Source organism: Jatrophihabitans sp. YIM 134969, from assembly GCF_054456675.1.
This window is the reverse complement of the sequence record NZ_JBTJEQ010000040.1, coordinates 1-19233: the sequence shown is the minus strand read 5'-3', so window position 1 is coordinate 19233 and position 19233 is coordinate 1. Positions and strand designations below refer to the sequence as shown.

Here is a 19233-nt window from a genome sequence, read left to right as displayed (position 1 = left end):
AACCACCCTGACCCGATGCTGACCGGGGGTCGGCACCGATCCCAACACGCGTCAGCCACCATCCAGGGGTGGCCGACGCGTCCCACCGACCTCCCCTGCCGAGCGGACCGCCGCTCGGCGGCGACCGCCCGATCGTGTACCGCCGTCGGCCCTGGTACGTGCGTCACCGCACCGTGCTCGCCGGGATCGGCACGGCCGTCGTGCTCGCCGGCGGCACCACCGCGGCCGTCCTGGCGACCCGCAACTACGACACCGTCCCGGCCGGGGCGGCCTCGGTCGACGCGTCGCTCTTCGCGCCCTCCGCGCCGCCGGCGAGCACGCCGAGGACCGCGCCTGTGCCCGTGGTGACGGTGACGGCTCCACCGCGCACGACGGCCAAGGGCAAGGTCGTGGCGGTGATCGCTCCCGGGCGGTGGACGATCTCCGTGGAGCAAGGCCTGCAACTCACGGTCGTGGCGACGCCGACGACAACCTACGCCCGCCACCGCACCGTGGACGACGTGCACAAGGGCAGCACCATCACGGCCGTCGGGACGATGGCGGCCGGGATCATCACCGCGACGTCGGTGGCGATCGAGAAGCCGTCTACTTGAGTTCGGCCGAGCTCTTGCCGAGCAGGCGGCGGGCGACGATCAACTGCTGGATCTGCTGGGTTCCCTCGAAGATGTCGAGGATCTTCGAGTCGCGAGCCCACTTCTCCAGCAGGCTGTGCTCGGAGTAGCCGAGCGATCCGACCAGTTCGACGCAGCGCAGCGTGATCTCGTTCGCGACCCGCCCGGCCTTGGCCTTGGCCATGGACGCCTGCAGCGAGTTGGGCTTGGCGTTGTCGGCGAGCCACGCCGCCTCGAGGGTGGTGAGGTACGCCGCCTGCCAGTCGGCCTCCATCGCCAGCAGCGCCGCGGCCGCGGCCGGTTGGCGCACCGCGGGGCGGTCGTAGTCGACGGTGATGCCGGCCTCGGCGAACAAGGCGCGGGTCTCGTCCAGGCTGGCCTTGGCCACGCCCAGCGCCATGGCGGCCACCAGCGGACGGGTGTTGTCGAAGGTCTGCATGACCCCGGCGAACGAACCCTCGGTGTTGATGTCGGGCGTCCCGAGCAAGTTCTCCTTCGGCACGCGGCAGTCCGTGAAGCGGATGGTCGCGGTGTCGGACGCCCGGATGCCCAGCTTGTGGTCGAGGCGCACGACCTCCATGCCGGGCGTGCCCTTCTCGACCACGAAGGACTTGATCGCGGCGCGGCCGAGTGACTTGTCGAGGGTCGCCCACACGACGACGGCGTCGCTGCGTCCACCGGCGGTCACGTAGATCTTCTCGCCGTTGATGACGTAGTCGTCGCCGTCCGCCACCGCCGTGGTGGTGATGGCGGCCGAGTCCGATCCGCATCCGGGTTCGGTGATGGCCATCGACGCCCACAGGCCGTCGAACCGCGCGAGCTGTTCGTCGTTCGCCACCGACGCGATGGCGGAGTTGCCCAACCCCTGACGCGGCATCGACAGGACGAGACCGACGTCGCCCCAGCAGCTCTCCATGATGGTGAGCACCGAGGACAGGTTGGTGCCGTTGCGGTTCTCCGCCCCGGACCCGTTCGCCGAACGCCGCACCCCGCGTGCGCCGCCCGCGTTCTCGTTGCCGGCGGCGAGGCCGTCGTAGAGCGCCGCGAGCATGTCGAGTTCCTTGGGGTACTCGTGCTCGGCGAGGTCGTACTTGCGGGAGTTGGCGCGGAACACCTCGACCGCGGCTTGCCGGGTCTGTGCGAGGACGGACCGGAACTTCTTCGGGGTCTCGAGGTTGATCACACCAGCACCGCGCCTTCCATGAGTCCGACCGCGCGCAGATCGCGGTACCAACGCTCGACGGGATGTTCCTTGACGAAGCCGTGGCCGCCGAGCAGCTGCACGCCGTCGGTGCCGATCCTCATGCCGTACTCGGCCGTCAGCCGGCGGGCGTGAGCCGTGGCCTGACCGAAGTCCCTGCCCTGCTCGGCGAGCGCCGCCGCGCGGTAGGTCGCGAGCCGCATGCCCTCGAGCTCGATGCCGATGTTCGCGACCATGAACGCCACGGCCTGGCGGTTGCTCACCGGCTCACCGAACGCGGTGCGGTCGTTGACGTAGGGGATGACGTGGTCGAGGACGGCCTGGCCGGCGCCCACCGCGAGCGACGCCCAGCCGAGGCGGGAGAGCCGGATGGCGTCGCGGTAGTCGTCGGTCGAACCGAGCGCGGCGGTGGCGGGGACGGTGACGTCGTCGAGCAGGACGCGGGCCGTCGACGCTGCCCGCAGGCCCATGCCGGGCTCCGACTCGATGGTGAGGCCCTCGCTGCCGCCCTCGACGACGAACAGCCGCGGCGCCCCGTCGAGCATCGCGGCCACGACGAACAACTCGGCCTGGGCGGCGCCGGGCACGAGGGACTTGGTGCCGGCCAGGCGGAAACCGCCCCCGACGGTGCGGGTGGCGGTGGTGGTCAGGTCGAACGGGTCGAACAACGTCGACGGCTCGAGCACGGCGAGCGCCGCGACCGGCACGCTCTCCCCGACGAACGACGGCAGGTACGTGGCCTGCTGGGCCTCGTCACCCCAGAGCACCAGAGCGTTGCACACTGCAGCGGGCGCGAGGGCCGCGACAGCCAGGCCCATGTCGCCGTGGGCCAGGGCCTCGGCGACCAGCACGTTGGTGACGGCCGAGCGTTCGTCACCGGCTCCCCCGAGCGACCCGGGCACGGCGACGAACGTGACCCCGAGTTCGTTGTTGACGCGCTGTAGCAGCTCCGGCGGCGCGGCACAGGCGGTGTCGGCGGCGGACGCGGCCGGGCGCAACTGCTCGGCTGCGAAGGCACGGCAGGCGTCGACGATCATCTTCTGCTCGTCGGTCGGGGTCAGGTCGAACAGGTCCGACGACCCCGCGCTGCGCGGCCGGGCGGCGGCCTTGGGCTTCGTGGCGGCCTGGAACTGCCGGGCCGCGACGCCGGCGGTCCGGAACCCGACCTTGGTGCCCTGGTAGACGACCTTCTCGACCGGCTGCCGCAGGCCCAGCTTCTCGACCACCGGCAGCCCGGCGAGCTTGTTCAACACGGCCATGCCGAGACCGGTGGCGTCGCGCCGCGGGCCGCTGTGGGCCTGCCCGGTCGGACGGCTGGGACTGGTGGTGGTCACGGCGCTCCTCGTGATGGTCGGTCACAGGCGATACCGAGGGTAACCCCTAATTCGGGGGGTCGCGCAGGGTCGAGCGGAACCAGGTGGCCGGGAAAGGTGCTCGGCGACCACGTCAGCGCCTCCCACAGCCACGAGGTGTCCGTCAAACGGTGGGCATCCGTCTGTGGACGAGTGACCCCCCTGTGGACGACGGGCGCTGACGCGGGAGCGGATCGGTCACGATCCCGGATGTGCGTCCGTTGCCGTCCCTGTCGGTCCGCCGGTGTGGCGTGTTCACCCGCGCGGAGGCGCTCGCGGCGGGATGGACGGTCGACGCCCTCCGCCACGCCGTCCGTGCGGGCGCGCTCGAGCGGGTGCGCGCGGGCTGCTTCGCTCCGCCGCGGGGATCGGAACTGAACCGTTTCGCTGCGGCGGACCTCCGCCTCGCTCGAGAGGCGGTGGCCGCGACGCTCGTCGTTCGCGGGGCGGCCGTCAGTCACCTCGCCGCGGCGCACGTCATGGGCCTGCCCTTCTGGGCCGAGTCGTCACGGGCCTGCGTGACGACGCCCGGCACGCACACCCACGTCGCCGGCGTCCACGCCCACCGGTCGGCGGTCCACGACGGCCACCTCGGGACGACGGGTGGCGTGGCCGTCACCTCTCCTGAACGCACGGTCGCCGACGTGGCGCGGGAGTTCGGTGTCGAGTCAGCCCTGGTGGTCGGGGACGCAGCGCTGAGGCGCGGGCTCATCGACCGCCGCGAGCTGGACGAGGTCATCGCCACGCTCGGACGGCGCAGCGACGTGTCCGCGGCTCGGCTCGCCGCGGACATGCTCGACCCGCGCGCGGAGAGTCCTCTGGAGTCGCGCAGTCGGTGGCAGCTGTCCGAGCACGGCATCGACGCACCGCAGACCCAAGTCCACATCCTCACCCCCGACGGCGTGCTCGTCGGACGGACGGACTTCTACTGGGGCGCGGGCGTGGTCGGCGAGGTCGACGGATCGATGAAGTACACGACCGACCTCGACGGCGAGAACGTCGTCCTCGGCGCGGAGAAGTGGCGGCAGGAACACCTGGAACGACTCGAGCTGGAGGTGGTCCGGTGGGGGTCGCGCGATCTCCGGGACTTCGCCGCCACGGCCGCCCGGATCCGTCGGGCCCTCGCCCGGGCCGCCAACCGTGACGGTGAACCGCCGTGGATCGCCGTCCCGCACGGGACCACGTGGCAGCCACCAGGTCGCGGCGCACTCGACCCTTGAGTGGAACAGACTCAACTCTGGTTAGGTTGCACCCAGCAGAACCGATCAACCCCTGGACACGAGGTACCTCTGCATGGACATGACCACCCGGAGTCAGGGAGCCGTCTCGGCGGCCCTGCGACTCGCCGCCGACCGCGGCAACCCCGCCACCGAGCCCGTCCACCTCGGGATCGTCCTGCTCGACGACACCGAGGGACTGACCCGGCCGTTGCTGCAGGCGCTCGCCGTCGACCCCGCGACCGTCCGGTCGGGCCTCGAGAGCGCGCTCGCCGCGTTGCCGAGCGCGCAGGGCTCGACCGTGGGCGCGCCGCAGGCCAGTCGGGCCCTGCTCGCCGTGATCAGCACGGCCGAGCGCGACGCCCGTGAGCGCGGCGACGACTACGTCTCCACCGAGCACCTGCTGCTCGCGTTGACCGATGCCCCCGGCACCCGCGAGGTGTTCGGTCGGCTCGGCGTCACCACGAAGAGCCTGTCCGACGCCATCGCGTCCGTCCGTGGGAGTCAGCGGGTCACCAGCCCCGACCCCGAGGGCACGTTCCAGGCGCTGGAGAAGTACGGCGTCGACCTGACGGCCCGGGCGCGTGAGGGCAAGGTCGACCCGGTCATCGGTCGCGACAGTGAGATCCGCCGCGTCGTGCAGGTGCTGTCCCGTCGCACCAAGAACAACCCCGTCCTCATCGGCGAACCCGGCGTCGGCAAGACCGCCGTGGTCGAGGGCCTGGCGCAGCGCATCGTCGCGGGCGACGTTCCCGAGAGCCTGCGGGGCAAGAAGCTCATCAGCCTCGACCTCGCGAGCATGGTCGCGGGCGCGAAGTACCGCGGCGAGTTCGAGGAGCGGCTCAAGGCCGTCCTCACCGAGATCACCGACTCCGGCGGCGAGGTCGTCACCTTCATCGACGAGCTGCACACCGTCGTCGGCGCCGGCGCGTCCGGCGAGGGCGCGATGGACGCCGGCAACATGCTCAAGCCGATGCTCGCCCGTGGCGAGCTGCGGCTGATCGGCGCGACCACCCTCGACGAGTACCGCGAGTACATCGAGAAGGACCCCGCGCTGGAGAGGCGTTTCCAGCAGGTGCTGGTCGGCGAGCCGAGCGTCGAGGACACGGTCGCGATCCTGCGTGGACTCAAGGGTCGCTACGAGGCGCACCACAAGGTCGTCATCACCGACGGCGCACTGGTGGCCGCTGCAACACTCTCCGAGCGCTACATCACCAGCCGGTTCCTGCCCGACAAGGCGATCGACCTCGTCGACGAGTCGGCGTCGCGCCTGCGCATGGAGATCGACTCCCGCCCGGTCGAGATCGACGTGCTGCAACGGCAGGTCGACCGCGGGCACATGGAGGAACTCGCGCTGGCCAAGGAGACCGACGACGCCTCCCGTGAGCGCCTCGCCCGGTTGCGTGCCGAGCTGGCCGACCTCACCGAACAGCTCGACGCCCTCACCGCGCGATGGGAGCGCGAGAAGGCCGGGCTGAACGCCGTCGGCGACCTCAAGGAACGCATCGACGAGATGCGCACGCAGATCGAGCGCGCCCAGCGCGACGGCGACCTCGAGACCGCCTCGCGGCTGCAGTACGGCGAGCTCCCCGCGCTCGAGCGCCAGCTCGCCGAGGCCAGCAGTGCCGAGGCGGCGCAGGACGTCATGGTCAAGGAGGAGGTGACGGCCGACGACATCGCCGAGGTCGTGGCCGCCTGGACCGGCATCCCCGCCGGCCGCCTGCTCGAGGGCGAGACCGCGAAGCTGCTGCGGATGGAGGAGGAACTCGGCCGACGGGTCGTCGGCCAGGACGAGGCGGTGCGCGCCGTCAGCGACGCCGTCCGCCGTGCCCGCGCCGGCATCTCCGACCCCAACCGGCCGATCGGGTCGTTCCTGTTCCTCGGCCCCACGGGCGTCGGCAAGACCGAGCTCGCCAAGGCGCTCGCCGACTTCCTGTTCGACGACGAGCGCGCCATGGTCCGCATCGACATGAGCGAGTACTCCGAGAAGCACTCGGTGGCCCGCCTGGTCGGTGCGCCTCCGGGCTACGTCGGTTACGACGAGGGTGGTCAGCTCACCGAGGCGGTACGCCGACGCCCGTACACGGTCGTCCTGCTCGACGAGGTCGAGAAGGCGCACCCCGACGTCTTCGACATCCTGCTGCAGGTGCTCGACGACGGCCGGCTCACCGACGGCCAGGGGCGCACGGTCGACTTCCGCAACGTCCTGCTGATCCTCACCTCGAACCTCGGTTCGCAGGCGCTGGTCGCCGACGCCGGTTCCGGGCAGAGCCGCGAGCTGAAGCGGGAGCTGGTCATGGAGGTCGTGCGGGCGCACTTCAAGCCCGAGTTCCTCAACCGGCTCGACGACGTCGTCGTGTTCGACTCCCTCGGGGTCGAGCAACTCGCCCACATCGTGGACATCCAGCTGGACTCGCTGCGGGAACGCCTCGCCGGGCGGCGGTTGACGCTCGAGGTCGACGACGCCGCGCGGGAGTGGCTCGCCCTCACCGGGTTCGACCCGGTGTACGGCGCGCGACCGCTGCGCCGGTTGGTGCAGACGGCCATCGGCGACCAGCTCGCGCGGGCGCTCATCGCCGGCGACATCCGGGACGGCCAGACCGTCACGGTCGCGGCGAACGAGGACCGCTCGGGGCTCGTCGTCAGCTGACGCAGCTCGGTCCCTGACGGGACTGGCCCCCCTGATTGGGCTCGCCCCTGACGGGGAAGGGATCCACAGGCGGTTCCCGCTGGCGGGTCCGGACGGGTTCGGACAGGGTGACGGCATGACGTCGTCGCCCGGGTCCGGCCCGCCCGGGCCCGCCGCTCCGTACGGCGGGCCGCCGAGCTACGGCCCCCCGGACGCCCCGGGGTACGGCCCGCCGCCGCAGCCGCCTTACGGCACGTCGTACGGCGATCCGCACGCGGGCAACCCCCACGGCGCCCATCCGTACGCGGGCAACCCGTACGCCGGCAACGCCTACGCCGGAAACCCCTACGCCGGCAGCCCCTACGGCGGCCCGCCACCCGGTCAGCCACCGCCGGCCCCGCCGGGGGTCGTGCTGGTCCCGGGTGCGCCACCGATGAGAGCGGCGACCCCGAGCCAACGCAGCCTCGGGCGCCTGTACGACTCCCTCGGCTACGTCGTGGTCATCGCCCTCGGCGTGTTCGTGATGTACCTGATCCTGCGCGACGCCACCGACACCAGCTACGACTACGACTACGGCTACCCGACCTCGAGCTCCAGCGGTCTGGAGTTCCTGTGGATCTACCCGGTGATCGCCGGCGTCTGGCTGGTGATCGTCGGCTACGAATCGCTCATGATCGGATTGACCGGCGCGACCCTCGGTGACCGGCTCGCAGGCGTCCGGTTCATCCGCACGAAGGACGGTGCCGATCCGGGCCTCGCGCGCGGCCTGGGCCGCGCCGGCTTCCTCGGGGTGTCGTTCGTGGGCTGCTACGGCCTCGCGTTCCTGCTGATGTTGTTCTCTATGTTCTTCGACGGCGCCTCCGGGCGGTACCAGAGTTGGCCCGACAAGATCTTCGGACTGCAGGCGGTGAGCACCCGTGGCTGATCGGCGCATCCCCGTGCCCCTACGGGCTGTTTCCGGGTGTCATCTGTTGGCATCCGAGCGACCACTACGCAACAATCCTCCCGCCGCCACACCGGGCGGCACGGATGAGGAGATGCCTTCGTGACGTCCTGGAACCCAGGCGACCAGCCCGGCGGTCAAGGCCAGCCCGGCCAACAGCCTTCGTACGGTCAGCAGCCGCCGGCGCCGCCGAGCTACGGGCAGCAGCCCGGGTACGGCCAGCAGCCACCGGCACCCAACCTCGACAAGGGCAACCCGCCGCCGTCGTACGGCCAGCAGGCCCCTTCGTACGGCCAGCAGGCACCGTCGTACGGCCAGCAGGCGCCGGCGTACGGCGCGGCGGCCGGTGGTTACGGCGCCCCGGCGACCAACCAGTACGGCAACAACCCCTACGGCTCCTCGCAGGGCAACCTGCCGCCGGGCGCTGTCGGGCCGCTGTCGATGGGGAATCGCGTCATCGCCTACGTCATCGACGGCCTCATCCTCAACGTGCTCGCCCTCATCGCCGTGATCATCCTGTTCACGGGGATCATCGGCTCGGCGTCGACGGTCAACTGCAACTTCGACGACGCGGGGAACTACAACTGCGACAGCGGTGCGGGTGCGAGCGCCGGCATCATCATCACGTTCGTGATCTTCCTGATCCTGTGGGTCGCCGTGCTGGTCGCGTGGATCTACATGCTGGGGGTAAAGGGGCAGACGCCGGGCAAGAAGATCATGGGCGTGAAGGTCGTCGACAACGACAACGGGCAGCCGATCGGCATGGGGCGGGCGTTCCTGCGCTATCTCGTGCAGGGTCTGGCGAACTACGTCTGCTTCGCCGGTCTGTGGTCGGCCTGGCTGGACAGCCCGCCCGCGGGCCGGTACCGCGGCTGGCACGACAAGGCCGTGAACTCCGTGGTCATCTCGGTCAAGTAGTCAGCGACATCAGCACATCCGTCGGCCCCGTCCCGGTCGCGCCCCTCGTGGGGTCGACCGGGGCGGGGCAGACGTCGCTCCGACGCGAGCGACTGCGCGCCGCCGCCGCTCCTCTCGTGGCGGTCGGCGTCGCTGCGGCAGGGGTCGTAGCCTTCGACCCCGTCCACCACGACGTGCCGCTCTGCCCGTTCCACGTGACCACCGGCCTCTGGTGTCCGTTCTGCGGCGGCCTGCGCGCGGTGTGGCTGCTCGCGCACCTGCAGATCGGCGCCGCGGCGTCGTCCAGCCTGGTCGTGTTCGCGCTCGCACCGTGGTTCGCCTGGCGGGCCTTCCGGACCGTGACCGGGCGGCCACCGGTGATCGCACGGTGGCGCGGCCATCCGTTGCCGCGTGCAACGGTTCCGGTGGTCGTCGTGACGCTGCTGGTTGTCTACACGGTGCTCCGGAACCTGCCCGCCGGCTCCGCGCTCGCCCCGGCGTCCTGAGCCGTCAGTCGCCTGATCGGTCAGGTACCGAAGGGACGTCCGTACTGGTCGGTCGGGAACGGCGGCGGCGTGTACGGCCCGGGTGGCGGCGGACCACTGCCCGGCACGCCCGCGAGCCAGGCCCGGTTGCCCGGCGGCAGCGCGACGAGGCCCGCCGGGACCAGCGCCAGCACGACGTGCAGGAACGCCCAGAAGACGACCACGCCCTCGGGGTAGGCGATCATCCAGTACACGGCGAGGACGACGACCAACCCGCTCGCGGCCAGCGTGATGTAGAGCCCGGCCGGACGCCGCAGGCTCGCGAGCACGCCGCCGGTGATGAACAGGGCCACCGCGATCCAGTTGCCGAGGCCGCCGAGCACGAGGGTGGCGCCACCGTTCGTGAAGGTGGAGTCCGACCCGAACGACGACCCGATGATCGAGCCGAAAAATAACAGGAACAGGCCGGTCACGAACAGGAACAGCGAGAAGACGTAGCCGACGATGGTTCCGGCCACGATCGTGCCGGGCGCGGACTGGCGCGGCAGGTACTGCGCGGGCTCCCACGAACCGGGGTTGACGTACGGGTTGTACGTCGGCACCGGCGGGGCCGCCTGGCCCGCGTACGGGTCGACCGGTCCGCCCCCGTAGGGCTCGACCGCCCCGTACTGCTGCGGGGCCGGGCGTTCGCCGTACGGCCCGGGCGGCGGGCCGTCGCCCCACGGGGTGCTCACCGGACGCACTCGTCGATACGGCTGGTGTCGCCGTCGAGCTTGACGATGCAGCTGAGGTCGTACTGGCTGAACGCGTAGATCAGCAGCGCGATCCCCAGGACGATCGCCACGATCGAGACGATGATCCCGGCCAGCGCGAGGCCCTTGTTCGGGGCGCCGCGGCGGGCCTTGACGTACGCGGCGATCGACAGCCCCAACCCGGTGCCGCCGATGAGGATCGCGAAGAACGTGGTGAAGAACAGGACGCAGCCGACCAGGCCGACCCCAAGTCCCCAGCCCGCGAGCTTGTTGCCGCCGCGCCAGCGGTCGGCCTCGCTCGGTCCGGGCCGACCGGGGTAGCCGCCGGGAGGGGGGTAGCCCCCCTGGTGCGGCGGCGGGTAGCCCTGATGGGTCGGCGGCGGGTAGCCGCCGGGCGCCTTGCCGAGGTCGACGCGGGTGTCCGAGCCGGTTGGCGGCGGGGTGTAGCCCGCGGGCGGGAAGACGGCGTCACCGTGAGGGGCTGCACCGCCGCTGGGCCAGTAGTCACCCGGACGCACCTCCGGAGCGGACTCGCCCCCACCGGGGCTCCAGCGGTCGCCGGGGCCGGGTGTCGGACCCGCCGGGCCTCCGGCAGCCGGTGCCGGCGGGCCCCACACGGGCGCGACCGGTTCGGGCGCGCCGAACCGGTACGGGTCGAAGTCGAGCTCCTCGCCGTGGAACTCGTAGGTGCGGGTGGCGTCCGACGGGGCGTCGTCGGGGCGCGTCGGGTCCGGATCCGGGCGGCCCGGGGGCGCGGTCGGATCCTCCGGCGGCTGCGGTGCGCTCACCCGTCTCCTCGAGGTGTCACCCGGGTGTCCCCGGTCGTGGGCACCGACGGTGCCGTCTGGTCGTGAGGTTGTCAGAAGGGTAACGAAGCAGACGGGCGCTCCGTCCCCACGAGCGGTGGGCCGCAGGTGAGGACCGTGTCGACCACGGTCTCGCCGGTACTGTTCGGGCCCGTGACCGCCGCCTCCTCGGGATCCTCCGCCGCGACCGCCGACGCCGGGCCCCGTCCCCGGCTGCTGACCGCTGCGGCGATCCTGCTGGGTGTCACGGCGATCCTCGGGTTCCTGCTCCCGCTCTCGCTCTACACCGACCGGACGTACGTCGGCTGCTCGGTCGCGGTGAACTCGGCCAACGCGACGCCCACCGCGACGGTCTCGGGGACGCCGACCCCGCAGCCGAAGGTGACCCCGCGGGCGTCGACCAACGCGCAGATCCGCGACCAGATCGACGGCTGCATCAACGGCACCGGGCCGGTCGCGAAGGCCTCGGACGGTGACACCTCGAGCGTGCTGTCCCGTCAGCTGCTCTCCGGCGTGCTGCCGCTGCTGGTGCTCGGCGCCCTCGGCCTCTTCGCGTTCCGCGGGGTGCCGATCGTGCGCTGGTTCATCGTCGGTGTCTGGTTCGTGAGCAACCTGTTCCCGCTGGTGCCGTTCTCGATCCTGCAGCTGACCTCGCTGTTCTCCGGCGGGCTCCCTGCCCTCTTCGTCGTCGTCTTCATCCTCGGCGTCATCACCTTCACCGCCGCGACGGTGCTCGTGAACGTGCCGGTGGTGACGCGGTACCTCAACGCCCGTCGCCCGGTCCGGCCCGCACGCGCGGGCGGCGGCGGTCTGTTCGGGCCACGGCCCCCGCGCACCGCCCCGGCATCCGGACCCACGAGTTCGTCGTCGACGGTGTCGATGGACAAGCCCCCGGCGCCCGCGGCGACGCGCCCGCCGAACAAGGGCAAGGGCCCCGGCGGCGGGTCGGGCAACACCGGCCGCGCCAAGGGCAAGAGGCGGGGCTGACGGTGGCGGCAGGCGCGCGTCCGCTCGCGGTCGTCACCGGCCCGACCTCGGGCATCGGGGCGGCGTTCGCCCGAGCGCTCGCGGGTGAGGGGTACGACCTGGTCCTCGTCGCCCGTGACGTCGCCCGCCTGGACGCCACCGGGGCCGAGCTCGCCGACCGGTACGGCATCTCCTGCCGGTCGCTCGGGGCCGACCTCGCGACCGACGCCGGGACCGACGCGGTCGCCGCGGTCCTGCGCGACGAGCCGGTGTCGATGCTGGTCAACAACGCGGGCTTCGGCATCTACGGCCGGTTCGCCGACAACGACCTCGCCGACGAGCTGCGGATGCTCGACCTCGACGTGCGCTCGGTGCTGGTCCTGACCCACGCCGCGGTCGGGGCGATGACGGCCCGGGGCGGAGGCGACGTCGTCAACGTCAGCTCGGTCGGCGGGTTCGTGCCGCGGGCGAGCGGCGCGACGTACGTCGGCGCCAAGGCGTGGGTCACCGGCTTCACCGAGGCGCTCGCGCAGCAGCTCACCGGCACCGGGGTGCGGGTCTGCGCGGTGTGCCCGGGTTACACGCACACCGAGTTCCACGAGCGGGCGCAGGCGGACATGACCCGCGTGCCGGAGTGGATGTGGCTCGAGGCCGACCAGGTCGTCGCCGAGGGTCTCGCCGACCTGCGCCGCGGGCGACCGGTCAGCGTGCCGAGCCTGCGGTACAAGTCGTTGCTGGCCGCGGTGAAGGTCCTGCCCCGCACCGCGATCCGCAAGGCGCTGGGCAACTCCTGATCCCGTGACCGTTGCACCGTGCAGCGACGATCCGGCTCCGGTCCCCGCACGATAACGTCGCACCCGTGACCGACCTCGCCGCCGACCGCGCCGCCCTGCTCCAGCTCGTCAAGGACATCGCCGTCGTGCACGGGCGCGTCACGTTGTCCTCCGGCCGGGAGGCGGATTTCTACGTCGACCTGCGCCGGGTGACGCTGCACCACGAGGCGGCCCCGCTGGTCGGGCGCGTGATGCTCGATCTCGTCGCCGGCTGGGACGCCGTGGCCGCGGGCGGGTTGACCCTCGGCGCCGACCCGGTCGCCACCGCGATGCTGCACGCGAGCGGCGGGGCGCTGGACGCCTTCGTCGTGCGCAAGGAGGGCAAGGCCCACGGTCTGCAGCGCCGGATCGAGGGCCCGGACGTCGCCGGCCGCCGGGTGGTCGCGGTCGAGGACACGTCGACGACCGGCTCGAGCGTGCTGACGGCCGTCGAGGCGCTGCGCGAGGCCGGGGCCGAGGTCGCGGGCTGCGCGGTCATCGTCGACCGCGGCGCCGGACCCGCGGTCGAGGCGGCGGGGCTGGAGTACCGCGCCGCGTTCACCATGGCCGACCTCGGTCTCGCCTGAGGCGGTGACCGACCCGGACGGCGCCCCGGAGCCGTCAGCGGAGGTCGGGGTCGGGCCGTGGTCCGGTGTGTGGCCCGACGACGCCCGCTACGACCCCGAACTGCTCGAGCACGGCGACCGGCGCAACGTCGTCGACCGCTACCGGTACTGGACGGTCGAGGCGATCGTCGCCGACCTCGACACGCGTCGGCACCCGTTCGTCGTCGCCATCGAGAACTGGCGGCACGACCTCAACATCGGGACGGTCGTCCGCACCGCGAACGCGTTCCTCGCCGCCGAGGTGATCGTGGTCGGCAACCGGCGGTGGAACCGCCGCGGCGCGATGGTCACCGACCGCTACCAGCACGTGCGCCACCTGCCGACCGCCGCCGACCTCGCGGCCTGGGCCGCCGAACGCGACCTGCCGGTCGTCGCCGTGGACAACCTGCCGGGCGCGGTCCCCCTGGAGACCCTCGCGTTGCCCCGCCGCTGCGTGCTGGTGTTCGGGCAGGAGGGCACCGGGATCAGCGACGAGGTGCGGGCGGTCGCCGCGGTGACGACCTCGATCGCGCAGTACGGCTCGACCCGGTCGGTCAACGCCGGGGTCGCCGCGGGCATCGCGATGCACGCCTGGATCCGCCAGCACGCGGGCTCCCCACCGGACTGACGCGCGCCCCGGACACGACGAACGGGGCGCCCCTCCCGGGTGGGAGGGACGCCCCGTCGTGGTCGTGCGGGTGTTACCGGGTCACTTCGCGGCCGGCGTGTACTTCCCCAGGAACTTCACGCCCGGGACGCCCAGGCCCGTGCTCGGGTCCCAGCCCTTCGTGACCGGGAGGGAGGAGTCGTGGCCGAAGGTGCGGACGAAGTACGACAGGCCGTCGGTCGCGTCCTCGCCGTTGTTGTTGTTGACGCGCACGACACCGACGTAGTTCGGGGTCGGCAGCACGTCGTCGATGGTGTGCTTCTGCTGGTACAGCAGCGGGTTCAGCAGGCCGAAGCCGGAACCCTTGGCCTGCACCGACAGGGCGAAGAAGCCGGCGAGCAGCGGGCTCGCGAGGCTGGTGCCACCGAGGCGGTACTCGCTGTAGTGGACCGACCCGTCGGAGAACGTCTGGGTCTGCCCGATCAGCATGCCGGTGTTGGCGTCGGCGTCCATCGAGACGTCGGGGACGCCGCGACCCGAGGAGGTCCCGGTCGGGACGACGCCGGTCTGCCACGTCGGCCGGTTGAACAGCGTGGAGAAGCCACCACCGCTGCCGGCGTTGAAGCTGCCCGGGCCCCAGGACTTGCCGTCGGCCGCCAGGGAGTAGCTGTAGGTGCCCCAGCTGGTCTGGAACAGCTTCGAGCCGTAGGCGATGCCGGTGGAGGTGCCGCCGGCGCCGGTCACGTACGGGTCGGACGAGGGGTAGCCGACGCTCTTGATCCCGGTGGACGCGACGTTGTCGCCGCTGTCGCCGGAGGAGAACAGGAAGGACTGACCCTGGACCGCGCCCTGCATGAAGACCTGCTCGTAGGCGGCGATCTGCGCGCTGCTCTCGTTCTCCTCGGAGTCACTCCAGGAGTTCGTGACGAGCTTGGCGGTGTTGTCGTCGACGACCCGCGCGAGCGTGTCGGTGAAGTCGTCGTCGTAGCAGGAGGCCGACGCGAAGTACTTGATGTTCGCGGACGGGGCCATCGCGTGCACGGCCTCGACGTCGAGGGTCTCCTCGCCGCTCCAGCCCGACGGGTCGCAGTCGGCCTGACGGTTGTAACCGGTCGGCGACGGGACGATCGTCAGCTGGCCCTTGACGTAGCTGCCGTCACCGTGGTTCTCCGCGTAGGTGTTGGCGTCCTTCTTGATCAGCTGCCAGGAGTACGCGTCGGTGATCGCGACGGTGACACCCGAGCCGTCGAGGCCGGTGTCCGGGGTTCCCGCGGCGTACTGACCCTCGTACGCCGAACGGAACTGCGGGCCGGTGTAGCCGCAGGGCACGTAGGGCAGCGTCTGGCCCTGGAACTTCGGTAGCGGGGTGCTGAAGTCGGCCTGGTACGTGGCCAGCAGGTTGCCGTAGTTGGTGTTGCACGGGTAGGCGTTGACGAACGCCGGGGGCGGCGTGACGTCGTCCGACGGGGTGGCGGCCGGTGCCGCCTTCGTCGGCGCCGCGGGCTGGTCCGTGAGGTGGTCGTGCGTCTTGATCTGCTTGGTGGTGTCCAGGCCCGTCACGGTGAGGACGGCGTTGCCGACGGCGGCCGGCAGGGTCACGGCGCTCTTGGGCGCGGTGACGGTCTGGCCGTCGTGGGTGAAGGTGGCGAGCGTGGTGCCGAACGCCTTCCCGAGCGTCGCCGGGCTGCCGCTGGCGGTGACGTAGCGGTTGCCCGCGGCGGTCCCCGAGACGGTGAGGCCCTTCGACTGCAGGTACGAGGTCACCGACTTCACCGCGGCCGCGGTGGGCTTGTAGGCGGCGTTGTACTGCGCCGTGGTGAGCCACTGGCCGTAGTGGGCCGAGCCGGGGGTGGTGAGGTCCGCGACCTTGGCCTTCAGGGCGGCGAGGCCGCCGTTCGGGGCGAGGTAGACCCGGACGGTCTGGCTGGTCGCGACCTTGGGGGTCGCGCCGGTGGCCGCCGTGGCCTTCGACAGCCAGCGGGGCAGCGTGTTCTGGAGGGTGACGGTGCCGCTGGGGGCGGCGGAGGCGGCCGGCGCGGCGGCCAGGGTGGCGCCGCCGGCGACGGCGATCGCCGCCGTGGCCAGCGCGATGACGCGCCGGGAGTGCGGTACGGGCATGCTCGTCCTTCGGCTCGGTGACACACGGACTGCACCGCCCCGGCGCGCCCGGAGGGCGCGCGCTGAAGAGGCGGATACGAATCCCCACGCTAGGCGCTGTGAAAGAGCCCCCGCTAGTGGGCGGAGTGTCCCGGTTCAGTCCGGTTCGTGCTAACGCCGGATCAGCGCCAGGTACGGACGGGTTCAGTTCGCGGACGGGAGCGTGAGGATCTCGGCGCCGTCGTCGGTGACGACCAGCGTGTGCTCCCACTGGGCCACCCAGGAGCCGTCGCGGGTCACGACGGTCCAGTCGTCGTCCCAGAGGTCCCAGCTCACGCCGCCGAGGGTCAGCATGGGTTCGATCGTGAACGTCATCCCCGGCACCAGCTCGGTGTCGGCGCGCGGCTCGTCGTAGTGGAGCACGGTCGGCCTGGTGTGGAACGACCACCCGACCCCGTGGCCGGTGTAGTCACGCACGACGCCGTACCCGAACCGCTTGGCGTAGCTCTCGATCACGCGGCCGATGACGCTCACCGGACGGCCGGGGCGGACCGCCCGCACGCCGCGCATCATCGCCTCGTAGGTCCGTTCGCCCAGCAGCCGGACGTCCTCGGCCGGGGTGCCCGCGAAGAACGTGGCGCAGGTGTCGCCGTGCACGCCGTCCTTGAACGCCGTCACGTCGACCTTGACGACGTCGCCGTCGGCGAGGACGCGGGAGTCGGGGATGCCGTGGCAGATGACCTCGTTCACCGAGGTGCACAAGGACTTCGGGTAGTCCTTGTAGCCCAGGGTCGAGGGGTACGCGCCCGCGGCGACGATGAACTCGTGGCCGATGCGGTCGAGCTCGTCGGTGCTGACGCCGGGTGCGACGTGCCGGCCGACCTCGTACACGGCGTCGGCCGCGATGCGCCCCGCCACCCGCATCTTCTCGATCGTCGCGGGGTTCTTGACCATGGGGTCGTCGTGGTCGGACTCGCTGCGCGGCAGCGAGGACCCGTCGGCGCGGACGTAGAACGGCCGCGCGATGTCGGCCGGGACGGTCAGGCGCGGCGAGACCACACCGGCCGTCACCGTCACCGTCAGACCTCCACGACCATCGGCACGAGCATCGGCCGACGGCGGTAGTTGCGGTCGACCCAACGACCGACGGTTCGACGCACGATCGACGACAGCGCCGAGGCGTCACGGACGCCGTCGGCCAGCGCCTTCTCGACCACCTCGACGAGCTCGGCGGCGATCGGGTCGAGCGCGGCGGGGTCCTCCGAGAAGCCGCGGGCGGTGAGCTCAGGGCCGACGATGACCCGGCCCGCGCCGAAGTCCACGGCCAGCAGGATCGACAGGAACCCCTCGTCACCGAGGATGGTGCGGTCCTTCAGTGTGGTGTCGCCGATGTCGCCGACGGCGAGACCGTCGACGAAGACGTGTCCGACGTTGAACCCGCCGACGATGCTCGCGACGCCGTCCCGCAGGTCGACCACGGTGCCGTTCTCGGCCAGCATGATGCGCTCCGGCGCGAGACCGACGGACTCCGCGATCGCCGCGTGGGCGCGCAGGTGACGCCACTCGCCGTGCACCGGCATGAGGTTCGCGGGCTTGACGATGTTGAGCAGGTAGCGCAGTTCGCCCGCGGGCGCGTGACCCGACACGTGGACCAACGCGTTGCTCTTGTCGACGATCGTGGCGCCGAGCCGCGACAGGCCGTTGACCACGGCGTTGACCGAGTTCTCGTTGCCCGGGATCAGCGAGCTCGCCAGGATGATCGTGTCGTCGGCGACGACCTTGATGACCGGGTGCTCGTTGTTGGCCATGCGTGACAGCGCGGACAGCGGCTCGCCCTGCGACCCGGTGGAGATCAGCACGACCCGGCGTGAGGGCAGCTGCTCGGCTTCCTTGATCTCGACCAGCGTGCCCGGCGGGATCCGCAGCAGGCCGAGCTCGGCCGCGATGCCCATGTTGCGGACCATCGAGCGGCCGACGAACGCGACGACCCGGCCGGCGGCGACCGCGGCGTCGACGACGTGCTGCACGCGGTGGACGTGCGAGGCGAAGCACGCGACCACGACCCGGCCCTGCACCTTGCCGATGACGTCGTGCAGCGTGCGGCCGATGTCCTGCTCGCTGGGGTTGAAGCCCTTGACCTCGGCGTTGGTCGAGTCGGCCAGCAGCAGGTCGACGCCTTCGCGGCCGAGTTCGGCGAACCCGGGCAGGTCGGTGAGGCGGCCGTCGAGCGGGGTCTGGTCCATCTTGAAGTCGCCGGTGTGCAGCAGCGTCCCGTTGTCGGTGCGGATCGCGACCGCGAGGGCGTCGGGGATGGAGTGCGTGACGGCGTAGAACTCGAGGTCCCAGGGGCCGACCGTGATCCGGTCGCCCTCGGTCACCGTGCGCAGGTCGGGGTTGAGGATCCGGAACTGCTCGAGCTTGGCGGCGAGGATCGCGAGGGTGAGCTTGCTGCCGTAGACGGGGATGTCCGCGCGCTCGCGCAGCAGGTAGGGCAACGCGCCGATGTGGTCCTCGTGGCCGTGGGTGAGGACGACGGCGTCGATCTCGCGCAGACGGTCGGCGTAAGCGGCCCAGTCCGGCAGCGTGATGTCGATGCCGGGGGCGTTGGTCTTGCCGAGCAGCATCCCGCAGTCGACGACGAGCAGCCGTGACCCGGAGTCACGCGGCTTGACCTCGAAGACCGTCATGTTGCGGCCGACCTCGCTGATGCCGCCCAGGGCGACCACCCGCACCGCGCCGGGCTTGAGCTTCGCGGGCTGCCCCAGGCGGGTCGGCGGGCCGGGCGGGGGAGAGACCGTCACCCGGCCACGGTAACGATCCGGTCTCCCCACGCTCCCCACCGCCTCGGTCGGGGTGCGGAACCCGGGGTCGCCCGGAGCGGCCAGGGTCGAGAACACGGACTTTCGTGCGCGCACAGGTGCTGCGGTGCGACAACAGGTGTGGCTCGCCTGCCCCGGAGGCCGGAACGGTGTCGACGCTCCGGGCGAGTTCACAGCCGGGATCCGTAGCGTCGACGCCAGTCCGCCTGCCCCGGAGGTCGCGCGTGTCCGCTCTGTCGGTGCTCCTCGTCGTCGTGACCTGCCTGCTCGTGGTCGGGGCGGGCCTCACGGCGCTGCTCGGTGTCTGGCTCGGTCGGTTCGCGGTGCGGTGGGGTCGGGTCGCCGGCCACCACGCGCGGTCCGGGTGGTCGAGCGCGCGGGCGGCCGTGCCGTCCGAGGCGCAGGCCGTGCGGGCGCAGCGGGCGCGGCTCGAC

The 19233-nt window shown here is 71.8% G+C and carries 18 protein-coding genes; 11 read left to right on the top strand and 7 right to left on the bottom strand.

The features are described from left to right. The first annotated feature begins 68 nt into the window (after positions 1-68). Positions 69-593: a hypothetical protein gene (locus ACXR2U_RS18220; protein ID WP_458826491.1), complete on the top strand. Its 525-nt coding sequence runs from the start codon at positions 69-71 to the stop codon at positions 591-593. Here the strand turns inward: ACXR2U_RS18220 and ACXR2U_RS18215 are convergent. Next, positions 586-1794: an acyl-CoA dehydrogenase family protein gene (locus tag ACXR2U_RS18215; protein WP_458826490.1), complete on the bottom strand. Its 1209-nt coding sequence runs from the start codon at positions 1792-1794 to the stop codon at positions 586-588. The genes ACXR2U_RS18220 and ACXR2U_RS18215 overlap by 8 nt on opposite strands. Further along, on the bottom strand, positions 1791-3071 hold the full coding sequence (locus ACXR2U_RS18210; protein ID WP_458826516.1) for an acyl-CoA dehydrogenase family protein: 1281 nt from the start codon (positions 3069-3071) through the stop codon (positions 1791-1793). The genes ACXR2U_RS18215 and ACXR2U_RS18210 overlap by 4 nt, the downstream gene beginning before the upstream one ends. 305 nt (positions 3072-3376) lie before the next feature. Between ACXR2U_RS18210 and ACXR2U_RS18205 the strand changes: the two genes are divergently transcribed. The 5 genes from ACXR2U_RS18205 to ACXR2U_RS18185 all read left to right on the top strand — a co-directional run bounded on the left by ACXR2U_RS18205 (position 3377) and on the right by ACXR2U_RS18185 (position 9356). Beyond that, on the top strand, positions 3377-4384 hold the full coding sequence (locus ACXR2U_RS18205; RefSeq protein ID WP_458826489.1) for a type IV toxin-antitoxin system AbiEi family antitoxin domain-containing protein: 1008 nt from the start codon (positions 3377-3379) through the stop codon (positions 4382-4384). A gap of 73 nt (positions 4385-4457) precedes the next feature. Then, entirely contained in the window at positions 4458-7031 is a 2574-nt protein-coding gene (gene clpB / locus ACXR2U_RS18200) for an ATP-dependent chaperone ClpB (RefSeq protein ID WP_458826488.1), read from the top strand. 115 nt (positions 7032-7146) lie between these two features. After that, a complete protein-coding gene (locus ACXR2U_RS18195) occupies positions 7147-7935 on the top strand; it encodes an RDD family protein (RefSeq protein ID WP_458826487.1) in 789 nt (262 codons plus the stop codon). Between the two features lie 120 nt (positions 7936-8055). After that, positions 8056-8871, top strand: a complete 816-nt coding sequence (locus ACXR2U_RS18190; protein ID WP_458826486.1) for an RDD family protein — start codon at positions 8056-8058, stop codon at positions 8869-8871. Between the two features lie 116 nt (positions 8872-8987). Then, on the top strand, positions 8988-9356 hold the full coding sequence (locus tag ACXR2U_RS18185; protein ID WP_458826485.1) for a DUF2752 domain-containing protein: 369 nt from the start codon (positions 8988-8990) through the stop codon (positions 9354-9356). A 20-nt stretch (positions 9357-9376) separates the two neighbouring features. On the opposite strand, the gene ACXR2U_RS18180 is transcribed toward ACXR2U_RS18185, so the two are convergent. Both ACXR2U_RS18180 and ACXR2U_RS18175 read right to left on the bottom strand, forming a co-directional pair. Further along, positions 9377-10069: a hypothetical protein gene (locus ACXR2U_RS18180; protein ID WP_458826484.1), complete on the bottom strand. Its 693-nt coding sequence runs from the start codon at positions 10067-10069 to the stop codon at positions 9377-9379. Continuing rightward, positions 10066-10875: a DUF4190 domain-containing protein gene (locus ACXR2U_RS18175; protein ID WP_458826483.1), complete on the bottom strand. Its 810-nt coding sequence runs from the start codon at positions 10873-10875 to the stop codon at positions 10066-10068. Before ACXR2U_RS18175 ends, ACXR2U_RS18180 begins: the two co-directional genes overlap by 4 nt. Positions 10876-11046: 171 nt before the next feature. Here ACXR2U_RS18175 and ACXR2U_RS18170 point away from each other — a divergent pair, with 171 nt between their 5' ends. From ACXR2U_RS18170 to ACXR2U_RS18155, 4 genes are all read left to right on the top strand, one after another. Then, on the top strand, positions 11047-11880 hold the full coding sequence (locus tag ACXR2U_RS18170) for a hypothetical protein (protein ID WP_458826482.1): 834 nt from the start codon (positions 11047-11049) through the stop codon (positions 11878-11880). Between the two features lie 2 nt (positions 11881-11882). After that, positions 11883-12653 (top strand): SDR family NAD(P)-dependent oxidoreductase, encoded by a 771-nt coding sequence (locus tag ACXR2U_RS18165; protein WP_458826481.1) that lies wholly within the window; start codon positions 11883-11885, stop codon positions 12651-12653. Between the two features lie 95 nt (positions 12654-12748). After that, a complete protein-coding gene (pyrE, locus tag ACXR2U_RS18160; protein WP_458826515.1) occupies positions 12749-13258 on the top strand; it encodes an orotate phosphoribosyltransferase in 510 nt (169 codons plus the stop codon). Positions 13259-13262: 4 nt separating this feature from the next. Continuing rightward, positions 13263-13904, top strand: coding sequence for a TrmH family RNA methyltransferase (locus ACXR2U_RS18155; RefSeq protein WP_458826480.1), 642 nt, complete (start codon positions 13263-13265; stop codon positions 13902-13904). An 81-nt stretch (positions 13905-13985) separates the two neighbouring features. On the opposite strand, the gene ACXR2U_RS18150 is transcribed toward ACXR2U_RS18155, so the two are convergent. From ACXR2U_RS18150 to ACXR2U_RS18140, 3 genes are all read right to left on the bottom strand, one after another. Next, entirely contained in the window at positions 13986-16001 is a 2016-nt protein-coding gene (locus ACXR2U_RS18150; RefSeq protein ID WP_458826479.1) for a S53 family peptidase, read from the bottom strand. A 183-nt stretch (positions 16002-16184) separates the two neighbouring features. Beyond that, positions 16185-17063 carry a type I methionyl aminopeptidase gene (map, locus tag ACXR2U_RS18145; protein WP_458826514.1) on the bottom strand — a complete coding sequence of 293 codons (879 nt, stop codon included), beginning with the start codon at positions 17061-17063 and terminating at the stop codon, positions 16185-16187. Further along, on the bottom strand, positions 17060-18781 hold the full coding sequence (locus ACXR2U_RS18140; RefSeq protein ID WP_458826478.1) for a ribonuclease J: 1722 nt from the start codon (positions 18779-18781) through the stop codon (positions 17060-17062). Before ACXR2U_RS18140 ends, map begins: the two co-directional genes overlap by 4 nt. A 242-nt stretch (positions 18782-19023) precedes the next feature. Here ACXR2U_RS18140 and ACXR2U_RS18135 point away from each other — a divergent pair. Then, a partial coding sequence (locus tag ACXR2U_RS18135; protein WP_458826477.1) for a hypothetical protein occupies positions 19024-19233 on the top strand: 210 nt, incomplete at its 3' end.